Origin of the sequence: Paenibacillus chitinolyticus NBRC 15660 (genome assembly GCF_000739915.1) — a bacterium.
Classification (GTDB): Bacteria; Bacillota; Bacilli; order Paenibacillales; family NBRC-103111; genus Paenibacillus_F; species Paenibacillus_F chitinolyticus.
The window spans coordinates 18,758-37,992 of sequence record NZ_BBJT01000021.1 but is presented as its reverse complement, the minus strand read 5'-3'; the positions used below and the strand labels follow the sequence as shown (position 1 = coordinate 37,992).

16 protein-coding genes are annotated in these 19,235 nt (G+C 53.8%); 7 read left to right on the top strand and 9 right to left on the bottom strand.

Annotated features, from left to right (window positions below; genetic code table 11):
• Positions 1–138: 138 nt before the first annotated feature.
• On the top strand, positions 139–657 hold the full coding sequence (locus PCH01S_RS31555; protein ID WP_084706692.1) for a CopD family protein: 519 nt from the start codon (positions 139–141) through the stop codon (positions 655–657).
• A 194-nt stretch (positions 658–851) separates the two neighbouring features.
• Here PCH01S_RS31555 and PCH01S_RS27775 read toward each other — a convergent pair whose 3' ends face one another.
• Positions 852–1,805: a helix-turn-helix transcriptional regulator gene (locus PCH01S_RS27775; RefSeq protein ID WP_042235408.1), complete on the bottom strand. Its 954-nt coding sequence runs from the start codon at positions 1,803–1,805 to the stop codon at positions 852–854.
• 140 nt (positions 1,806–1,945) lie between these two features.
• Between PCH01S_RS27775 and PCH01S_RS27770 the strand changes: the two genes are divergently transcribed.
• On the top strand, positions 1,946–3,025 hold the full coding sequence (locus tag PCH01S_RS27770; protein WP_042235406.1) for a DNA alkylation repair protein: 1,080 nt from the start codon (positions 1,946–1,948) through the stop codon (positions 3,023–3,025).
• 278 nt (positions 3,026–3,303) lie between these two features.
• Here the strand turns inward: PCH01S_RS27770 and PCH01S_RS27760 are convergent, their stop codons facing one another.
• The 4 genes from PCH01S_RS27760 to PCH01S_RS27745 form a co-directional block, all read right to left on the bottom strand.
• Positions 3,304–3,903, bottom strand: a complete 600-nt coding sequence (locus PCH01S_RS27760; protein WP_042235400.1) for a response regulator transcription factor — start codon at positions 3,901–3,903, stop codon at positions 3,304–3,306.
• Positions 3,900–5,036 carry a sensor histidine kinase gene (locus tag PCH01S_RS27755; RefSeq protein ID WP_042235398.1) on the bottom strand — a complete coding sequence of 379 codons (1,137 nt, stop codon included), beginning with the start codon at positions 5,034–5,036 and terminating at the stop codon, positions 3,900–3,902. Before PCH01S_RS27755 ends, PCH01S_RS27760 begins: the two co-directional genes overlap by 4 nt.
• Positions 5,037–5,101: 65 nt before the next feature.
• On the bottom strand, positions 5,102–6,157 hold the full coding sequence (desA, locus tag PCH01S_RS27750; protein ID WP_042235395.1) for a Delta(5) desaturase DesA: 1,056 nt from the start codon (positions 6,155–6,157) through the stop codon (positions 5,102–5,104).
• A 147-nt stretch (positions 6,158–6,304) separates the two neighbouring features.
• Entirely contained in the window at positions 6,305–6,862 is a 558-nt protein-coding gene (locus PCH01S_RS27745) for a DUF1273 domain-containing protein (RefSeq protein WP_042235392.1), read from the bottom strand.
• Between the two features lie 251 nt (positions 6,863–7,113).
• Here PCH01S_RS27745 and PCH01S_RS27740 point away from each other — a divergent pair, with 251 nt between their 5' ends.
• On the top strand, positions 7,114–9,093 hold the full coding sequence (locus tag PCH01S_RS27740; protein ID WP_042235390.1) for an anaerobic ribonucleoside triphosphate reductase: 1,980 nt from the start codon (positions 7,114–7,116) through the stop codon (positions 9,091–9,093).
• Positions 9,090–9,623 carry an anaerobic ribonucleoside-triphosphate reductase activating protein gene (gene nrdG / locus PCH01S_RS27735; protein ID WP_042235388.1) on the top strand — a complete coding sequence of 178 codons (534 nt, stop codon included), beginning with the start codon at positions 9,090–9,092 and terminating at the stop codon, positions 9,621–9,623. The genes PCH01S_RS27740 and nrdG overlap by 4 nt, the downstream gene beginning before the upstream one ends.
• Before the next feature lie 135 nt (positions 9,624–9,758).
• Here nrdG and PCH01S_RS27730 read toward each other — a convergent pair whose 3' ends face one another.
• Complete coding sequence (locus PCH01S_RS27730) at positions 9,759–12,344, bottom strand: metallophosphoesterase (RefSeq protein WP_042235386.1); 2,586 nt, start codon at positions 12,342–12,344, stop codon at positions 9,759–9,761.
• Between the two features lie 3 nt (positions 12,345–12,347).
• A complete protein-coding gene (locus PCH01S_RS27725) occupies positions 12,348–13,613 on the bottom strand; it encodes a class I SAM-dependent methyltransferase (protein WP_042235384.1) in 1,266 nt (421 codons plus the stop codon).
• A gap of 173 nt (positions 13,614–13,786) precedes the next feature.
• On the opposite strand from PCH01S_RS27725, the gene PCH01S_RS27720 reads away from it, so the two are divergent.
• The 3 genes from PCH01S_RS27720 to PCH01S_RS27710 all read left to right on the top strand — a co-directional run bounded on the left by PCH01S_RS27720 (position 13,787) and on the right by PCH01S_RS27710 (position 16,873).
• Positions 13,787–15,118, top strand: a complete 1,332-nt coding sequence (locus PCH01S_RS27720; RefSeq protein WP_042235382.1) for a helix-turn-helix transcriptional regulator — start codon at positions 13,787–13,789, stop codon at positions 15,116–15,118.
• On the top strand, positions 15,093–15,974 hold the full coding sequence (locus PCH01S_RS27715; protein ID WP_042235380.1) for a WYL domain-containing protein: 882 nt from the start codon (positions 15,093–15,095) through the stop codon (positions 15,972–15,974). The genes PCH01S_RS27720 and PCH01S_RS27715 overlap by 26 nt, the downstream gene beginning before the upstream one ends.
• A 125-nt stretch (positions 15,975–16,099) precedes the next feature.
• Positions 16,100–16,873 carry a class I SAM-dependent methyltransferase gene (locus PCH01S_RS27710; protein ID WP_241688742.1) on the top strand — a complete coding sequence of 258 codons (774 nt, stop codon included), beginning with the start codon at positions 16,100–16,102 and terminating at the stop codon, positions 16,871–16,873.
• Between the two features lie 105 nt (positions 16,874–16,978).
• Here the strand turns inward: PCH01S_RS27710 and PCH01S_RS27705 are convergent, their stop codons facing one another.
• The gene (locus PCH01S_RS27705; protein ID WP_042235378.1) at positions 16,979–18,118 is read right to left on the bottom strand and encodes a glycoside hydrolase family 18 protein; all 1,140 of its coding nucleotides are present in this window, start codon (positions 18,116–18,118) and stop codon (positions 16,979–16,981) included.
• A gap of 2 nt (positions 18,119–18,120) precedes the next feature.
• The gene (locus PCH01S_RS27700; protein WP_042235376.1) at positions 18,121–19,224 is read right to left on the bottom strand and encodes an acyltransferase; all 1,104 of its coding nucleotides are present in this window, start codon (positions 19,222–19,224) and stop codon (positions 18,121–18,123) included.
• Between the last annotated feature and the right edge of the window lie 11 nt (positions 19,225–19,235).

Sequence of the window (19,235 nt, the reverse complement as noted above, 5' to 3'; positions counted from 1 at the left end):
TTCCCCCATTATACAAGTCTTCCATCCACGGGAACGAAAAGAACACCGTCTCTGCGGAAGTTCTCCATAAGTTCGCAACATTTGCCCGGTAGCATCGGTTAAGAACGTTCTCATTTCTATCTATGGAGGCTGATTTCAATGTCTTACCGTTTATCTATGAAACAGAAAAATTGGGTGGTGGTCCTGCATGTGCTGTCTATCGTAGGATGGCTGGGAGGCGCGGTGTGCATGCTCCTCTTAAGCCGTCATATGCTGTATGCCGATCAGGGGGAACAACTGTATTACACGCTGGAAAACATGCACCTCATCGACAGCACGCTGATCCGGTACCCCGCGCTGATTGCACTCGTTACCGGCATTGTCCTCTCTCTGTGGACCCAGTGGGGGATTTTCAAATACTACTGGATTCTCATCAAGCTTGTGCTGACCGTCTCCCTCATCGTGTTCGGCATCACCTGCATGGGACAGTGGCTTTCGGAATTGTTCCGCACAGCGGACGAAATGAGGCTGGCCGCTTTGGGCGACGCCAAATTTCTCGACACCGCCTACCGGCTGCTCGGAGGAGCGGTCGCCAACATCGGGGCGCTCGTCTTCATGACGGCGATTTCCTATTTCAAGCCACTGGGCAAAATCCGTAAAACGGCGCGCAAAAGCTAACCCGGCCGCACTGAACTGCCGGCTCTCCGCCGGGCAATTCCGCGTGAAGAGCTTCCGCTCCGGGGAGGCGGCAATTTCCGCGCCCACGGCCCCCTTCGACATCTGCGGAAGGGGGCAGGGCGCCTGAAGCAGACGCCAGGCGCGGCTGCCGCGCTGCGCTGCCGCTCCTGGCGGCTTGCGGTGCCCGCCCGCCGTCAGCCGGGACCCGGATACTGCACGCTGAGTTCCGCGATGAGCTCCCGGATGGCGGCTACGAGAGCCGCCGGCTGCTCCACCCGTGCCTCCTTGCCGAAGCTCACAAAAAAGCGGGCGGTCCAAGGGATGAAGTCCGGCCGGATCATCCGGCTGATCGTTCCGGTCCCGTCCTCGTACACGGTTAACCCTTCGGCCATCCAGGTTTCCGTGCTGCACCGGCGGACGCCTTCCTTATCGAGCAAAACGTGCAAAGGAGAGGCTCCCTCCTCATCAGAGAGCGACAAGTATTCTTGGACGGTAAGCTTGTCATAGTTCCGCTTGCCGCTCTGATCCTCCACCGGCTCGATGGCGGTGATCCGGTCTACGCGGAACACACGGATCGCGGAGCGCTCGAAGCAGTAGGCCGGACAGTACCATAAGCCGTTCGTCGCATAGATGCCGATGGGCTGGATTTTTCTGGTGACGATATCCGTATTGGCGTCATACCGGATCCGGATGATCCGCTGCTCCACCGCCTGTTCCAGAAGTCCGGCCAGATGAGGCGCTTCCACATGGCGCTGGGGGGTCCAGAACGTGAAACGCGTCCGGAGTCCGTTAATCCGCTGCCGGGTCTCTTCGGGGAGATAGTGGGTAAACTTTTTCAACGCGGAGAGCGATTCCGGCTGAAAAGGCAGGTCGGCATAATCGCGCAGCGACTGGTAGGCGAAAAACATCGCGACCGCTTCATTTTCCGAAAATAAAATGGGCGGCAGCGTCTTCTCTTTCAACATCTGATATCCCCCGGCCGCTCCCGGCTCGGAATATAAGGGAAGACCCGCTTCGGTCAGCTCCTGCAGGTCCCGGAGGATGGTCCTTTTGGAAACACCGAACTCCCGGGCCAGTTCGCCTGCCGTAAACCTCCGCTTCGTATTGAGCGTAATCATCAGTTCGATCTGTCTTCGGGATTTGGACAATGGCCTGGGCTCCTTGCTTTTGATTTGGTTACAGACAGCTTCAAGAATTGCTTTTAGTATACCTCACAAACGTTGACAATCCTTGTCACCATTCCATGTTAAGTTGATTACAGGCCGTTGAATCAGGAAAGGGGCAAGTCATGGAACTGCTAAAAGATTTATATAGTCCATCTTTTTTCGACCGTTTTATTACCCTTGTTAAAGAAAAATATCCCTCATTTGACGGGGACCGCTTCCGCGGCTCCATTTATGACGGGAACTGGGATACGGAGGCATTCAAACAGCGGATGCGGCATATTGCATGCTCGCTTACCGAGACGCTCCCTTCCTCTTATCCCGAAGCGCTGGAAGTGCTGAAGGCCGTCGCGCCGCAGTGCAGGGGAGTCGAGTATTTGTTCTTCCCCGACTTCATCGAGCTTAACGGTCTCGGTTCGTACGAGCTGTCTATGGAATTTTTGCAAACATTCACTCCGTACTCCAGCTCCGAATTTGCCGTCCGTCCTTTTCTGCTGCGGGAACCGGTGCTCACTCTGGAACATATGAAGCAGTGGGCGCGCCACGAGAACGAACATATCCGGCGTCTGGCCAGCGAAGGGTGCAGACCCCGTCTGCCGTGGGCTTCCAATCTGCCCGCCCTGCGGGAAGACCCCCGTCCGATTCTTCCGATTCTCGAAACGCTGAAGGAGGACCCTTCGGAATACGTGAGGAAGAGCGTGGCCAACAATCTCAACGACATATCCAAGGACCACCCCGAACTCGTGCTGAAGCTTGCCAAGGACTGGTACGGGAAATCACCGGCCACCAATTGGATCGTGAAGCACGGCTGCCGCTCGCTGCTGAGAAAAGGCGATTCCCGTGCGCTCTCCCTATTCGGGTATGAAGAGATTCGAAGCATCTCGGTTCATGCCCTGGAGGTGAAAACCCGAAGCATAGCCGAGGGAGAGGATCTGGCGTTTACATTCCGGCTTGTGAACGAATCGGAAGACATACAGGCCCTGCGGGTGGATTATGAAATCGGGTACCGGAAGAAAAACGGGACGCTTGCGCCGAAACGTTTCAAGCTGACCGAGAAACCGTTCGGACCGGGCGCTCATCCCCTTGCCAAACGACACTCGTTCAAGCTTCTGACTACCCGCACGTATTACGCCGGTGAACACGAGGTCCGCATTCTCGTTAACGGAACCCCGATGGCCGCCGTGTCGTTTGAATTTACGGGGTAACGGTAATGCGGCAGCTTTCCGCCTGATGCGCCCGCAGTCCCCCGCATCTTTTCCGGCCGGTCTAAGCTGCGGCTTGCCAGTAGTTTAGACCGATTAGCAAAAGGCTCAGGCCGCCTCCCGAGGCAGCCTGAGCCTTTATTCCCGCTTTCCGTGCTGCGGAAAGCAAAAAACCTTTCCGCAGCGTCTGCGCCATTTTCACAGGACACGCGTTTGCGGAAAGGAAATATTGGTCCGGCACGGATCGAGCCGCTCCGGGATCGGACAAGGTCCGTTCCGGTTTATTTGAACCAGCCCTTCTCCTTGAAGCGGGTAATGGCTTCGATCCGGTTGCTCACGTCCAGCTTGTCGAGGATCACCGAGATGTAATTGCGGACCGTCCCGGTCGTAATGTACATCTGGCTGGCGATCTCCTTCGTATTCTTGCCGTCGGCGATCAGAAGCAGCACTTCCTTCTCCCGCTCCGTCAGCGGATTTTCCCCACTGTACGCTTCGTCCACCAGCTCCGAGGCGTAGAGCCTCCGGCCCGCCATTACGCTGCGGATGGAATCCGCCAGTTCTTCGCTGGGGCTATCCTTGAGCAGGTAGCCGTTCACGCCGGCCTTCATGGCGCGCTCGAAATAGCCGGAGCGGGCGAACGTCGTCAGGATGATGACCTTGCAGCCGGAGCCTTTCAGCTCCTCGGCCGCGTCCAGCCCGCTCTTCGCCGGCATTTCGATGTCCATGATGCAGACGTCCGGCTTGTGTTCCTGCACAAGCTTCAGCGCGTCTTCCCCGTTGCCCGCGACGCCGACAACGGTCATATCTTCTTCCAGATTAAGCAGGGAAGCAAGCGCGCCCAGCAGCATCCGCTGATCCTCGGCGATCACAATGCGAATCATTCCCCCGCCTCCTTTGCCGGTTGTTTCAAGACGATCGGAATTTTCATGACGACCGTGGTCCCTCCGTCGGAGACAATGTCCAGCGTGCCGTTAATAAATTCCAGACGTTCTTTCATCCCGCGCAGCCCGTTCCCGCGGAAATAATCGAACTGCTCCGCCCGGCCGTTCCCGTTGTCCTTCACCTTGACGACGAGGTCCGTCCGCGACGGTTCGATCACGATCGTGCAGGCCGTGGCACCGCTGTGCTTGACCACATTGGTGACCGCTTCTTTGAGGCACATGCTGACGACATTCTCCGTTATCAGCGAAGCGTCGATCTGCTTCGGGTCGCCTTCCAGCTTGAATGAAATCTGCGCCGCTTTCAGAATCTGCTTGACCCGAAACATTTCCTCGGCGACCCGCGTGCTGCGCATGTTGGTCACCATCTCGCGTACTTCTTTCAGCGCGCTCCGCGCCGTCTGCCGCACATCGTTAATCTCGGCCCGCGCCTGACTCGGATTCTTGGCGATAAGCTTCCCCGCCAGATCGCTCTTGAGTCCGATCAGAGAAAGCTTCTGCCCCAGCGTGTCGTGCAAATCCCGGGCGATCCGCTGGCGTTCCTCCAGCTTGACCAGCTCGTCAATCCGCTTGTTCGCATCCTCCAGCTGCTCCTGCAGCTTGTCCCGTTTGTTCTTGGTATACGTATTGACCGGAAGCAAGATCACCCCGATCAGGGAAATCAACACGAACGGCAGCTGCGTAATGAAGACCGGATTTTGCGTGACAAACCCGTAATTGATCGTAGCGATCGTACTTACCAGATGAATGGTATAGAAGGTGAAGAAGCCGATCTTGTTATGGATATTCCCGATAAAAAAAGCGAGAAACAGCGAGAAATACACATACCCGAACAGCACCGTCATCGAGATCGAAACGACGATCTGGACGCTCGTCCAGAAATACACAAGCCACCCCTTCGATACGACGGACAGCACATAGCAGCAGAAAAACACGATGATCATGCCGATGCCGAAGACGTTCTTGAGGGTGGAACCCGAACTGAATATGAAATAAAAAGGAAGGATGTAAAAGACTACCCACACATAAGGACTGAGACCGGTGTTTTTCTGAAAAATTCGAATCCAATTCTGCATGGTCTCTTCACCTTTTCTGTGGCGCCATTTTACATCCATTTTAGCATAAACCGTTAAGTTTGGGGTTATTCGCCCTGGAAACCCGGTTTCCGATTTTTCAGGACATCACTTGCGGCTCCCGGCGTGCGGAGCACATGTTTGACATCTTTAAAGCTTACGAACGTCTTGCCTTTTTCATCCCACAGACGGAAACGGAGAGACTGCAGGCTCGTGCGGAGCGTGATGGTCGTCGCTTTTTGTAGAGGGGGCGTGGAATTGTGCGCTTTTTCCAGGTGGTAATTCGGCACTCTCGGGCTCAGATGGTGAACGTGATGGTAGCCGATGTTGCCTGTGATCCACTGCAAAACTTTCGGAAGCTGGTAGTAAGAGCTGCCGTCAACGGCCGCTTTCACGTAGCTCCACTCGTCTTCCTTCTCGAAGTAGGAATCTTCGAACTGGTGCTGCACATAGAAGAGCCAGATGCCCAGCAGTCCCGAGACGAAGAAGACCGGCGCCTGCACGAGCACGAATGCCTCCCAGCCGATCAGCCAGCACATCAGCGCATACAGCAGCACGATCAAGATGTTGGTTACATACGTGTTGATGCGTTCCTTGCGCTTCGCTTTCTTGCGGTTGAAACGGTACTGGATCAGGAAGACGGCAATCGGCCCGAGGCCGAACATGACTAGCGGATTGCGGTAGATGCGGTAAGCGGCCTTGCGGAACCAAGGAGCCGCCGCGTATTCTTCCACGGTCAGCACCCACATGTCTCCGGTGCCGCGCTTGTCGAGATTGCTGCTGGTGGCGTGGTGCACGGAGTGGCTGTATTTCCACTGCTCGTACGGACAAAGCGTCAGAACGCCGGTAATCGTGCCGAGAATATCGTTCGCCCGGCGGCTTTTAAAGAAAGACTGATGACAGCAGTCGTGAAATATGATGAACGTCCGGATGACAAACCCGGCTGTGATTAAAGTTAGAGGAAGCGTGATCCAGTAGGAGACGGAAAGGCTTGCGTAAGCCGCATACCACAGCAGGAGGAGAGGCACAATCGTGTTGAAAATCTGCCGGATACTGGATTTTGTATCGGTTTTTTCGTAGGGGGCGACATCTTTTTTCAAATTCATAACTTTCGTCTGAGACATTCTTATGTGTCCTCCTCGTTCTGACGCGGGGTCAATCACCGGGCATCAGCGCGCTATTCTACCCCCATTATAGAGATAACCGCTTGCGCGCAGTAGTCATAAACGTCATGAGGGCACATGATAAATGTCATATAGGCCGGGATGCGGTCAGTAAAAATCCGCCCGGTTCTCTTCGTCCGCTATGTCCTGGATCTCTTCGGGCGTGATGATCATAACGGCGTATCCGTCTTCGTTCTGCTTCTTGAGGGCCCGCTCTTTCATAAAACGGGGACTCCCCTCGCCCGCTTCTTCGTCATAAAAAAGAAGAAGGCCGTCCGTTTTGCGCAGAAGAAGGTCGTCCCGTGCCTGAAGCTGCCACACGCCGGCATACGGCTGCTTGCTGACGGCTCCGTAGAAATCCACGTCCTTCAGGATGCCGCGGTAAAACTCCTGCTTGTCTTCCTTCCATTTCTCTTCCGGGTTGGCGTAGGCGGTCAGAATCGAAAGCTTCAGCTGGGGATACTCCTTCTTGAGTCCGATCACGACCTCGCATGCCCACAGATCGACCCCATATTGTCCCGGCGTGATCACCCATTCCAGCCCGTCTTCGATGAGCGGGACCAGCCGGCCTGCGATCGATTTTTTGATATATTCAATGCCTTCATGCTTTTCGTTAAAAATGTTCAGCTCATGCGCCCGGTAGCCGGTTACGAGAAGGTTTTTCAACTGCGGACACTCCTTAGGTGCGGGTGATAACGTACATCTTCCAATATACACGAAATGAAGGGATTCCGCCTGCGGAAGGACGGGCCTTGCTTGTCTGTGATTTAAACGACACCAAAACACTAGATCGTGTGCTAGATTAAACGAAAACATCTATATATAGTGTTTTAGGTCTAAGGAGATGAAAACTCTCAATCTGAATGGGAGACCTCTTACCGGTAATAATCTGCTGTTTTGGGAAGGGAGACATCTACATGTCGTTGTTAGACAGGACGGGCCTGGGCAACGCCGATGCCATGCTGGAGGAAATAAAACAATGGGGAGACGCCATTATGGAGGGCAGCGATGCCGATCTTCTGCGCGAGAATGCCAATCTGAACGGAGAGAGTTTCTCGGGGAAAATGAGCAAGTTCGGAAGCGAGTATGCCAGATGGTACGCCCGGCGTTTTACGATGCCTGCGATTCTGGTACAGGCTGTAGACGCCAATTATTTGTATGTGCACGATCTGGACCAGTACGTACTCGGAACGACCAACTGCATGTTTATTCCGTTCGCCAAACTGCTTCGGCGAGGATTTGATACAGGCAGCGGCAGCGTGCGGCCGCCAAACTCAATCTCGTCGGCGATGGCGCTCGTCGCCATCATCTTCCAATCGCAGCAGAACGCCCAGTACGGCGGTGTTTCCGCCAATAAGCTCGATCACGACCTTGCTCCTTATGTGGCCAAGTCGTTTGCCAAACATTTCAGGAAGGCGCTGCGATATTTCGGCGAGAACGAACCGGTAGACGACGAGCGGGGCATCTCGATGAGCCGGGCGGATTTGCGGGTATTATGCCCCGAATCTTATCGTTATGCGCTTGAAGAGACCGAAGAGGAGACGATGCAGGGCGCAGAGAGTCTGATTCATAACCTGAACACCATGTCCAGCCGCGCAGGCGGACAAATCCCGTTTACCAGCATCAATTACGGGACCTGTACTTCCCCCGAAGGGCAGTTGGTCATTCGGTCCATTTTAACAGCAACGATGAGAGGACTCGGGCACGGGGAGACACCGATTTTTCCTATTCAGATTTTCAAATGCAAGAAAGGCGTAAATCTGGAATCCGGGGACCCGAATTACACCCTGTTCCTGAAAGCGGCTGAATGTTCGTCGCGAAGGCTGTATCCGAACTTCGCCAATCTGGATGCCCCGCTCAACCTCGAACACTACGACCCGGCCGATCCCGATACGGAGTTCGCCACTATGGGCTGCCGTACCCGGGTTGTCGCCGACCGATTCGGCCGGAACCGTTTGTCCGGCAAAGGCAATCTGTCCTTCAATACGCTGAATCTGGTGAAGCCCGGCATAGAGTACGGCATCGTTTCGGGCCGTCGCAGTAAGGCGGATGAAGCGGGGTTTTACCGCAAACTCACTCGTTATCTCGAGATTGCTCTTGACGGATTGCTGCACCGTTTCGGCATTCAAGCCGCCCAGAAGACTAAAGCATCGGATTTCATGATGCGGGAAGGCGTCTGGGAAGGCGGGGAACAGCTTGATCCCGACGATACTGTAGGCGACCTGCTCAAACACGGCAGCCTGTCTATCGGATTCATCGGCCTAGCCGAATGCATGAAAGCGATGTACGGCTCTCACCACGGTGAAAGCCCGCAGGTGTACGCCAAAGCCATCGAGCTGATCCGTTATCTGCGTCATTTCTGCGATGCCAAAAGCGAGGAGCTGAACATCAACCTTACGCTATTCGCGACTCCTGCCGAAGGATTGTCCGGCAAGTTCACCAAGCGGGACCGGGAAGCTTACGGCTGCCTGCCCGGTGTCACTGACCGTGAATATTACACGAACTCTTTTCATATTCCCGTGTATCATCCGATGACATCGGCGGAAAAGATCCGTCTGGAAGCCCCGTTCCACGATTTATGCAACGCCGGAGCCATCACCTACGTGGAACTGAATGGGAATGCCCGCAACAACATGCCCGCCTTTGTCAAAATCATTAAGTTTGCGCTTTCCCGGCAGGTCAGCTATTTCAGCATCAATCATCCCATCGACCGCTGCAGTGCTTGCGGTTACGAAGGCATTATCGGTGCCGTTTGTCCTGCTTGCGGCAGTCATGAAAAGGACGTACATATCCGCCGCCTGCGTCGTGTGACCGGCTATCTGACCGGAGACTACCAGACTCGCTTTAACGGGGCCAAGCAGGCCGAGGTCAGAGACCGGGTGAAACACAGTCCATGAATATTTGCGGTTATGCACCCGAGACCATTGACGAAGGCGAGGGGCTGCGGACAGCTCTCTATATTAGCGGCTGCCGGCATTACTGCCGGGGGTGCTTCAGCCCCAGGACGTGGGACTTCGATTACGGCACGCCCATGGGAACTGACTGGGAAGAGCGGATTATCGCCGAAATTCAGAGCAACCCCCTACTCGACGGCATATCCATTCTGGGCGGCGATCCCTTCTTTTCCGCCGGTGAGGTGAGTTCATTTCTGGACCGTCTCCGGCAGAGAGCGGGCACCGTCAACGTCTGGATTTACAGCGGCTATACTTACGAAGAACTCGCCGCAAATCCGGAGAGCGTTGAATTCGGTCTGCTAAGCCGCTGCCAAGTGCTCGTAGACGGCCGGTATGTGGAGGAGCTCCGGGACCCGGCGCTTCTGTATAGGGGAAGCCGCAATCAGCGGCTAATCGATATCGGGTCAAGCCTACGTCACCGGAAGGCCGTTTTGTGGCAGTCCGCTTGGGACCGAGAGCCGCCGACGGCATAGCATCCGTACCCGCTTGGCTTTTGACAGGCAGGCGACAGCAGTCAACCGCACGCTGCTGGCGGCTCGGCTGCCCGAACCGCGGACAGTCCACACCAAAAACCGTCCTAACGAAAACGTCAGGACGGTTTATTTGCTCTACAGCCTCGGGTCGATCTCTTTCTCCTTCGCCACTTCAAACAGCACATTGGCCGCCGCTTTCTTATACGCCTCGTTGTCCGGCGATATATCGCTGTATTTCACGGCAAGCATTTCCTTGCTCAGACGATATTCGTTCAGCGAGGTCCGCAGCTTGAGCTTGATGTTCTTCTGCTTCATAAGTTTGCCGTACTTGTGCGGAAAACGGTAATCGTACCCGTAAACGAGGGTCAAATAATCCCCGTTGCGGACTTTCATGTAAGGCACGGTCTCGCTGCCGGGCAGTTCCGGTTTGATAACGACCCCTTCCATATGAAAATCGGTTGTCAGACTCTTGAAATAAGCCTCCGCCTTCTCATAGCTGTCCGGGTCTCCCAAATTCAGCAGAAGAAACTCATCCCCGGACAAAAATCCGTACGCCTCGGACGTCGTCATCTGCGGAAGCTGCTCTTCGCCGTTTTCGTATATCAACTTGAGGATCGCAAACGGCTTGTATTCCGGCTCGCCAGCCTCCCCGTAAAGCTCCAGCTGCCTTTTATACGTACGGTAGGCGGCCTCATGCTCTTCCAGCGGGACCCGCTTCTCCAGCAGACCGCGCATGTGCTTGTAGTTCTGGTAGACGCTCGCACCGTATTTTTCGCTTAAACGGGCCTTCGGCATCGTGAACTGATCTTTTTCGAAGCCGCTTGCCGTGTAAGCCTCCGCAAGTTTGCCGAACGCCTCCTCAAAGCCGTTCGCCTTCAGAAAGTCCAGCTCCGCTTCCAGCGCCTTCTCGATCGGCCTGAACTGGCGCTCGATAAGCCCCTCGCCCAGAGCGTGCCAAGGAAGCAGCTCGCCATCCAGCAGAAGCACGGCTATTTTGTTTTCTTCCATATAGGAATCGAATTTGTCCAGCAGGCTTCTAAAAATATCGCTTAAATCGGCTCCCTTGATCTTGTAGCCGTTCCGACTGACGCCATAGCAGTGATCGGGGTCGCGGTGCAAATAGATCTGGCATCGGGAGCCCATATATTTGGGCTGAAGCACGACTTGATGCACTCCATGATCCGCAAAGTAGCGCAGACCCTGCCTCAGTGATTCCAGTTCCCCGGCGGTCTCGTCTTTGTCTGCGGGAGACATGGTTCCCGAGATGGTGTTGACCCGGTTCCTCGAGCAGTAATGCAGCCTTCTCAGTTCCTCGGCGTCCAGGTCCTGGAGAGTCACTTTGCGCTCTTCCCGGAACAGAACCGGCAGATCTTCCGGCAGTACCGACGCCTCCGCGCTGCGCGATTTGAAAAACGGCTTGAACGACAGGCTGACCGCAGTCAGTTTGTTGCCGTTCACGCAGCCCGTATCCACGTGGATTTTGTTCCCGATCCGGAACGCGTTCTTCGCCGCAACGTGACCGAATACGTGATACGGATGATTCCTGACCGCTTCTTCCTTCACAAAAGCGAGCTGCTTTTCGAAAGATTCTTCCCGGTCCAGCCTGAAATTACGCTGATGACGCGCCGAATTCGCATCCAGCTTCCCGATATATTTATTGCGGCACGGCGAATGCGTCACGTAAAAAGAAGGCCCCCGGGTACCCACCTTCCGGTAAAACGGCTTCGAAATTTCGACGAGTTCGTTGAATTTCCGCAGCAGCTCGGCATCCTTCCTCAACGTCTCCACGGACGTGAAATACGAATGAAACAGTTCCTCCTCCACGCCGCCGATCTCGCCTTTCAAATATTTGAACACGAAGTTCTCATGGTTACCGAGGACAAACAAGAAGTGTTCACGGTTTTCGTAAAGGAACTCCACGACGGCTCTCGTACGATGGCCTTTATCGATCCAGTCTCCCGTCAGCACGATTTTCGTATGGCGCAGCTTCTCCGGCAGCTCCAATGAATTGCCGCTGAGCTTAAAGCCGTAGTCCAGCAGGAGTCCTTTCAGATCGTCCACACATTCGTGGACATCCCCGACGATGATGCAGTCGTACCCCTGCGGGAGCACAGCTGCAAGATACTCATCTAGATCGAGGATTTCGACCGTGTAGGCTCCATTCGCCTCCCCCGTATCCGGGGAATAGAAGTCCTTGGCCCGCACCTTGTGGATTTTCGTATACCCTTCGCGGGAGAGCGAACCCATCACGTCTTTTTTCAGCCGGTTGATATGCGATGTAATCAGCTTCTTGGACCGTTCGGACGCATAATAATCGTGCCGCTTCCGGTAATCGAAAAGGATGACTTCCAGGTTGTAGTTATTTTCCTTCGCCACAGCACGGACCTTCTCGCGGAAATCCTCGGCCAGTCCCGTCGTATCGACCACCACAAACTCGGCATTGACGGGAAAAGAAGTCGCCATCTTCAGCCGTTCGAACAAGAGATGAAAAGCCTGGCCGCTGGATTCCAGCATAATTTGATCGTATTTATCGTAATCGAATCCGAGAATTTCCTGCCGGATAAGGTCCGAGGACAAATATTGGACGTTCGCTTTCACCGCTTTATCGGAAGCCTCGAATTGAAGACCGGGAATGAGAACCTCCTTGGCGAAAGTCGTTTTGCCGCATTCGGTCGAACCGACCAGCATGAAAATCGTATGGACGCGGGTTTGAATGTTCACGGGTTACGCCTCCTTTTTCGTTAAAATAACGCCCTGTGTCGTGCGGATGGAGTTGACTCCGTCCCCGATGGCCGCCCGTTCGGCCCGGCAGCCTGCAGCCCCGATAAAACCGTCGATCCACTGCCCGAATTCTTTCTCGCCCATCTCCCATTTATGATCGGGATGCCTGAAGCCGTCCAGTTCATAGAAGGGATTGAAATCGGCATTAGGCGTCGTAATGATAAACCGGTCGAAGTCCACTTCCGCACAAACCTGTAAAATCAGTGCCTGGGCTTCCTCGGGACTCATGTGTTCAATGACCTCCGTCAGAATCACATCGACTTTTTCTCCGTTATACTGGTCGAGAAAATGCCTGATCGAAGGCAGGGGAACGAGATTATCCAGTTCCTTGGCCCGGGCCTTGCGGGTGACCGTTTCCAGCGCTGCTTCATCGATATCCACCGCGTAGTAAGTGTCTTCCAGTTTAGCCGCGAACGGGATGGCGTAAAAACCTTCCCCGCATCCGATATCGAGAACCGCTTTGTCAAAAGGAAGCTGCCCGCGGATGAAGGTCCGCCTCTGATGACCGGTTCCTCCGAAATCGAAATCGATTTCGTAGCGGTCCGTTTTTTCCAGCTCCCCCTTATACTTCTTAAAGCGCTCACGCGAATTGAGGAAATTCCTCACGAACAAACTGCGGATATAAAACGGCGCGTCGATCACCTGAACGCTGCGGATGTACTTCTCGAGCAGAAGCTCGGAAATGTCGATATATTCGTTGCCGAACGTGGACAAGAACAGGCAGAGCACGCTGACGGCATGCAGCAGGTGATACAGGCTAAGACCCGTCGTCACTGTCAGGGAGTAGGTTTTATGCGCCTGATGCGCGATTTCGAACGAAAAATCCGGCAGATGCTTTTCAAAAAAATGAATGTACCGAATCATTTCGATATGAATCATTGGAATCCGGACGGTATGCGTAAAGCCTTCCGAATCCCGTTCGTCCCGTATTTTAAGCGGAGCCGTAAAAAATTCGTTCCATGCGTTAAGCGGAAACAGCGGCGTATTGTAACGGGACACATTGAGGTATTCGAATTCTTCCTTGTCATGCTGTTTGTAGGAAATTTCGTTGTCCGCGTCCTTAAAATACACGTTAAAGGTGTTCTCGCCGGTGTACCAGCCGTAAGCTATGCCTTTGCGGACCGGTCGGAGCAGCATGCCGGATTCCGGATTTTTGCGGATAAGGTACGAAAACTGCGGATTTGTCGAGCTAAGCTGAACAATAGCCATAAGAAAGTTCTCCTTGTCTTTGTCATATCCCCATTATGACTCATCCGGCGGCGGCGGAACATGGCGAAAGTATTACGATGCCGGGAGAAAGTTTCCGTTTCCCCTATCACCGGCCTTTGATACAATGAAAAGATGACAGATTTTAGGGAATAAAAACAGGATGGGGGAGGACCATGGCCCGCGAAAGCTTCGATAAAGAAATCCAGTTCCTTCGTCTGCTTGTTCTGACGAGCGGCGCCTACAGCCGGCAGCAGTTTGCCGAGCGTCTGGGCATTTCCGTACATACGTTTGATAAAACGCTTCGCCGGCTCAAAGAAATAGCGAGCACCGTCTCTTATCCGCTGGCCGAAGAACAGGGCCGGGAATTCGCGGAGATGCTCCGTTTCAATTACTATGAATCGTCCGATCCTCTGCTCCTCTTCCTCTACCGGGCAAAGTCGATGAAGGAGTCCGAAAGCCGGCGTTTGCCCTTCCTGCTGGCGGTCATGCAGGAGCAGGACCAGGCCATGTCCGCCGGAGAATTGATCGACGCATGCTGTGGCGGAATGCCGGACGACGTCCCTCTGCCCGACGAGAAAACGATCCGCTCCGACCTCAAATATTTGGAGGAAGTCGGCGTGATCCGTAAAGAAGGGAGCGGCCGCCCCTACCGGTACCGGCTGCATAACGATCTGATCCGGCAGCTCAGCCGGGAGGAGCTTCTGGATCTGTACGATTTTGCGGACGTGATGGCGAATACCCGGCTTCCTTCCGTGCAGGGCTATCTCCTCCGGGATAGCCTCAAGAAAGCGATCCGGCAGCAGGGGCTGGAAACGGCGATCGCCGAGCCTTTTTTATACAAATATCACTATTACTCGCGCATTCTGGACGAAGCGCATCTGTTCCCCCTCTTTCAGGCGATCCGGCAGCGGAGGAAGCTCCGGTTTCTGTATTTTTCGCCGAAAACGCACAAAAGCTATGCCTCCCGCAATACGAATCCCCTGTTCGAACGGGAGACCAACGGGAAACAGGCGCATGTGCTTCCGCTGAAGGTCGTGTATGACCATCAGTACGGAAGATGGTATCTGCTCGCAAGCGACGCCAGGCAGGGGATCATGAAGTTCCGCATCGAAGGACTCACCCAGATCGAGGAGCAGAACCCGGTCCCGGAAGAAGAATTCCGGCGCAAGCTTGCGGAACTGGAAGAGAAAACGCGCTACAGTTGGCTCATTGATACATCCGGCCCCGTTAAGGTTCGCGCGCGTTTCTACAGGCCGCTGGATGCTCCGGCCGACTTTATCAAGGAGAGGGTGCTGCTGCAAGGGCAATGGGGAACGATCACCGAAGAGAACGAAGAATCGTTCGTCTACGAAATTACGGTCAACGGACTGACCGAGATCAAGCCATGGCTGCGCAGCTTCGGGTCCAGTTGTGAAGTGCTCGCTCCCCGGCAGCTTAGAAAGGAATTCATCGCGGAATGGAAGGAGATTCACGCCTACTATGAACCTGTTCGAGAAAATCTTTAACTACCAGATGATTTCCCGGCTGGAGGAGTCCGGCGTCGTGGCGCTGACTTCCCATGAGCGCACCTGGTTAAAATCCGTTCTTAAGCATCCCGCTGCGGAAGAGGCCTTTGCGGCCGAAACGCTGGCAAAGCTGCGCGGCCTTCTCGAAGAGGAGGCGGATCTGGAGACGGATTCCCTTGTCACGGAGAAGGCCAAAAGCCCCGACAAGCAGGTGTACCATCCGCTTCTGCGCCCCCTGCGCCGTTTTATGCGGGAACGGCAGGGAATCCGGCTCAGTTACCGGATCCGAAACGGCCGTACGATGGAGAGCCAGTCCGGCATCCCTTACAAACTGGAATACTCCATGGTGAAGAAAGAATGGTACCTGCTCTGGTACCACTTGCGGAACCGCATGTATATGGCGACCAAGCTCGGCAGCATCCTTGAGCTGGAGGCCGAGGCCCCGGCGGACGGTGTATACGAGGAGATTACCGCCAAGCTCGACCAGAGCGTCGGGCTTCGCAAAGAAAGCTCGGTCATCGAAGTCGTCCGCACTTATAACCGTGAGTTGTCGCGGATTTTGTACGCATTCTCCTGCTTTGAGAAGGAAGTCAGCTATGACGACGAGAACGATCTGTACCGGATCAGACTGACCTATATGAGGGAAGACGCGGAATACATTTTATCGAAAATCCGTTTTCTCGGAATGAGAGTAAAAGTCGTGGAAGGACGGCATCTGCGGTGGCGGATGGCCGATTCGTCGGCGCGGGCGCTCGCACGCTACGGGGATGAACCTGAAGAAAACGGCGGCACATCGCCTGATGCAGAGATGGAAAAGCACATAGAAACGCCAAAAGCGTCGGCTCCGGGGAGCTGACGCTTTTTTTGTGCGAATAGATAAAAGAAGTAAACTATTTTCAAACGATTGTAAGCAATAGATAAAACAAGGTATAATTTACCATAAAATACTAATGCCGATTCAATGGTAGGAGAAACGTTGACATGGCTGATATGATTCCCAGCGGAAAAGGAGTGGTGAGAAAAATGAACGAAACCGTGTATGACCCGGATTTTTTTAAGTCGCAGCAGGAGGGGTCCAGGAAATCGGCCTGCGAGATAGTTCCTATTCTCTTGGACCTTATTAACCCGGAATCCGTCATCGACATCGGGTGCGGCACGGGCGCCTGGCTTTCTGTTTTTAAAGACCTCGGAGTCCGGGAAATCCTGGGTGTGGACGGTGATTATGTGAATGAGGATATGCTCCAAATACCGAAAGAGAATTTCAGAAAACATGATCTTGCCGCGTTTTTTTCTTCCGGAAAGCAGTATGATCTGGTCGTTTCCCTGGAGGTCGGCGAACATCTGCCCCACGCTTCCGCCGAAACTTATGTAAATACCCTCGTCTCCCATGGGGATGCGGTTCTATTCTCGGCCGCCATTCCTTACCAAGGGGGGAAGAACCATATCAACGAGCAGTGGCCGGGCTACTGGGCGGAGCTTTTTAACAAAAAAGGATTTGTCGCCGTTGATTGTATCCGCAAGCAGGTCTGGGAAAATGCTCATGTCCAGTGGTGGTACGCACAAAACACCCTGCTTTATGTAAGAGAAGAAGCCCTGAGCCGTTATGCTTCCCTCAAGGATTATCAGCCTTCGGAATCGGATTCTTTATCGCTTGTTCATCCTCGCTTATATCTGCATCTGGCCAAAGATTTCTTTGGAGACGACGGCTATAAAGACGGCTATATTATCGGCAAGAAATTTACTCCCCGGATATAACCCGCCGTTCGGAAGCGTGCAATCCGGCTCCCGGATCAGTAAAAAAGGCCGCCTCCTGAGAGACAGCCCGGAGCCGTGCGCTTCTGAAGCGTCCGTTCCCTTTTCCTATTCGTTCAAATGATCCCCCAAATACTTCACAAGCCCGTCGTCCGCATCCTGGGAATATTCCCAGACCATGGCGCCGCCGAGATTGTTCGCCTTAATGTAGGCGATTTTTTCCCGGAGCGCTTCTTTATCTTCGTAAGAGATGAATGTTTCGCCGTCGTACAAATAAGCGGCTTTGGCTTTCTCGTCGAAATACCGTTTGAACCCGTTCTTGTCCATGTATTTCTTCTCGATGGTCTTGTAGCTGAGATCGGTCTTGTCGATGTCGATCGGCTTGCCCGGGGAGAACGCCCCGTCGCCGTCGCTTTTGACGTCCTCCCATCCGTACGAATACGCGGGAACCCCGAGCAGCAGCTTCGCCGGATCGATATGGTGATTGAGATACAGCTTCACGATACTGTCCACGCTGTCTATGGATTTGTTCTCCGCATCCTTGTACAGATTGGAGTTGAGCCCCGTCGTATCCGACCATTTGCCGGTCAGATCGTAGCTCATCACGTTGATGTAGTCGACGTATTTTTCCACTTTCTTAACCTCGACGTTCTTGAAGTACCAGTCCTGCGTCCCTGACGCGAAGGTCAGGATGTACTTCTTGTTCTTATGCGGAAGCTGGTTCAGCTTCTCTCTGAGCTCCTTCATCAGGAACGTGAAGTTCTGCGTGTCTTCGCTGCGGGATTTTTGCGTTCCCCACGCATCCGAGGCCGGATATTCCCAGTCGATATCGACCCCGTCCAGGCCGAGCTCTTTGACCAGAGCAATAATGTTGTCGGTAAACGTCCGCCGGTTCTCCTGCAGACTCGCGTCGGAAAAGCCGTCCGCCCCGTATCCCCCTACGGCGAGTACGATGCTCGTTTTGGGGTTGTTTTTTTTGAGCTTTTTGATATTCTCTTTGATTTCGGCATCCGCCGCTTCGTCTTGATGAAAGGATACCTTGTACTTGTCCCCTATCTGGGCGAAAGCCAAGAACGCGATATCGATCTTCTTCTCCTCGAAGTTGATCTCGTCCAGCTTGTCCCCGGTCGGGATGACGTAGACGGAATTGATTTTATGGTCTTTGGCCTGACTGGTGGTATAGAAGTAAAAGCCCATTCCGGAGATCAGCAGCGCCACGAACAGTTTCGTATACAGGTGTATTTTCATCGTTACCCTTTCCCGCCGAATAAGACATTCGTCACGATTTTGTTGAGATTGAGAATTTTCACGAGAATGTAGCTGACCACAAAAACCGCGCCGAGGTTAAACAGAAGCGTAATGGTCGTCTCGACCAGGCTTCCTTCGACCTCCGTCCTCCGGGAGACCATAATTTCGATAAGCAGGTGGATCAGGTAAATGCTGAAGCTCGCTTTGGAAATGGAGCCGACGAGCCGTTTGACTTTGTCGTTCACCTTGGCGCTGATCGCGGCATCCTTTTCTTTAAAGAGAATAAAGAGGCCGGCTGCCATGAAAAATGTCGTCACGGAGTAATTGCCGTAGAACATTTCGTCCAGCACCCCGCTGTACATGGAAGCGAAATACGTGGCCACCGGCGTCAGAAAGAAGGAGACGATCCCCAGATTGAACAGGACGTTCTTCAGCTTGGGCGATATTTCATAATGGAATAAATAATAACCCAGGATAAAATAACCGAGATACCCCATAAACAAAGGGATGTTCATGATGGGCACATACAGGCTTTCCGACGTAATCCGCAGCACGCAGTCCGTAATGAAGCGGTACGCGATGCTGACGGTAAACCAGAGCAGCAGGTAATACCGCAGCTCTTTCTCGGTGCATGCCTTGACCATTCGGCTGATGAGCGGCACCGTCAGGTAGATAGCAATGATCGCATACAGGAACCACAGGTGGATATAGTTGCGGTCCAGAATGAACTTGTAAGCGAAGCTGAGCAGGAACTCCCCCGCGCCCATGGTACTTTTCTGCAAATAATACTGGGTGAAAATGCTGTAGATCAGAGACCAGCTTACGAGCGAAACGAAAAGCGGCATGATGCGCTTCAGGAAGAACGTTTTGTAGGATTTGACTTCCGACCGCAGAATCATCGCCCCGCTGATCATAAAAAAGACGGGCACCGCGAAACGCGCGGCGGAATTGAACAGATTGCTCACCCACCAGGAGGCCGTGTTGAAATCGTTCGTGCTGGTCAGCAGGGTGGCGGTAATATGTAAAATGATCACGGCGAGAATCGAGAGAATCCGCAGGAGATCGATGTAAATGATCCGGTTCGTTTTGAGCACTGCGTTGTTCATAAAAGGTTTCC